2 protein-coding genes are annotated in these 1045 nt (G+C 71.9%); both read left to right on the top strand.

Going from position 1 to position 1045, the window contains the following annotated elements:
* Positions 1-343: STAS domain-containing protein (locus tag IN07_RS20680; RefSeq protein WP_036339930.1), on the top strand; the 343-nt coding region annotated here is incomplete at its 5' end.
* Between the two features lie 179 nt (positions 344-522).
* Positions 523-945, top strand: a complete 423-nt coding sequence (locus IN07_RS20675; RefSeq protein WP_036339928.1) for a MerR family transcriptional regulator — start codon at positions 523-525, stop codon at positions 943-945.
* Positions 946-1045 lie beyond the last annotated feature (100 nt).

The raw sequence follows: 1045 nt of genomic DNA, 5'->3' as shown, positions 1-1045 counted from the left end.
GCTGGTCGCCTGCGTGCTCTTCGCCCGCCGGGTGGCCCACCTCGTCGAGGTCACCAGCGTCTCCGACCCGGACGGCGACACCCGGGTGTACTCGGTCCACGGTGCGCTCTTCTTCGCCTCCAGCAACGACCTGTACACCCAGTTCGACTACGCCGGCGATCCCGAGAACGTCGTGATCGACCTGTCCGGCGCCCACGTCTGGGACGCCTCCACGGTCGCCGCCCTGGACGCGATCACCCACAAGTACGCGACCCGCGGGAAGCAGGTGGAGGTCATCGGGCTCAACGGGCACTCCGCCTCCCGCTACGAGCGGCACAGCGGACAGCTCGCCGGCGCGCACTGACCCCCGGCCGGCCCTGCGTACCACCGCGGGGCCGGCCGATCGACCTCCGAGGCGGTCGGCTGCTGGCCGCCCGGCCGTCTCGGAGCCCCCCTCGCTCGGCGTCATCAACTCTTCTTTCACGTTAGAGTTGACTGCAGCTCGGGCCGTCGTAACGGCGCGACCTGGATCGGAGGCACCCCATGGGTGATCGGCACATGCAGATCGGCGAGGTCGCCGAGCGCACCGGGCTCAGCGTCCGCACCATCCGCTTCTACGAGGAGAGCGGCCTGGTCACCCCGACCGCACGCAGCAGCGGCGGCTTCCGGCTCTACACCGACGGCGACGTCGAGCGCCTGATGGTGATCCGCCGGATGAAGCCGCTGGACTTCAGCATCGAGGAGATCCGCGACGTGCTGCAGATCCTCGACGTCCTCCGCGGCCGAGAGCGGGGGACCACCACGCCGCCGGACCCCGAGCTCGTCGAACGGCTCGCCATGTACCGGGAGCTCGCCGACCAGCGCGTCGCCACGCTGCACACGCAGTGGTCGTCCGCCGCCGCGTTCGCCACCAGCCTGCGCCTCGAGGTCGAGCAGGTGCACGCACCGCAGGGCAGACCGCGATGACCGCCACCGCCACCCACGGGACGGCGGCGGACCCGGAACCGGCCGACGCCGCCACCGGTGAGGTGCTGGCGCAGGCCGCCCGGCGGCGGACGTTCGCGGT

It is taken from the genome of Modestobacter caceresii, assembly GCF_000761485.1.
In the GTDB taxonomy this organism is placed as follows: Bacteria; Actinomycetota; Actinomycetes; order Mycobacteriales; family Geodermatophilaceae; genus Modestobacter; species Modestobacter caceresii.
This window is presented reverse-complemented; position numbering and strand designations above follow the sequence as displayed.

What these genes read in the sequence shown, in the direction of transcription:
- IN07_RS20675 (WP_036339928.1), top strand. Translation starts at nt 523, where the DNA reads ATGGGTGATCGGCACATGCAGATCGGCGAGGTCGCCGAGCGCACCGGG.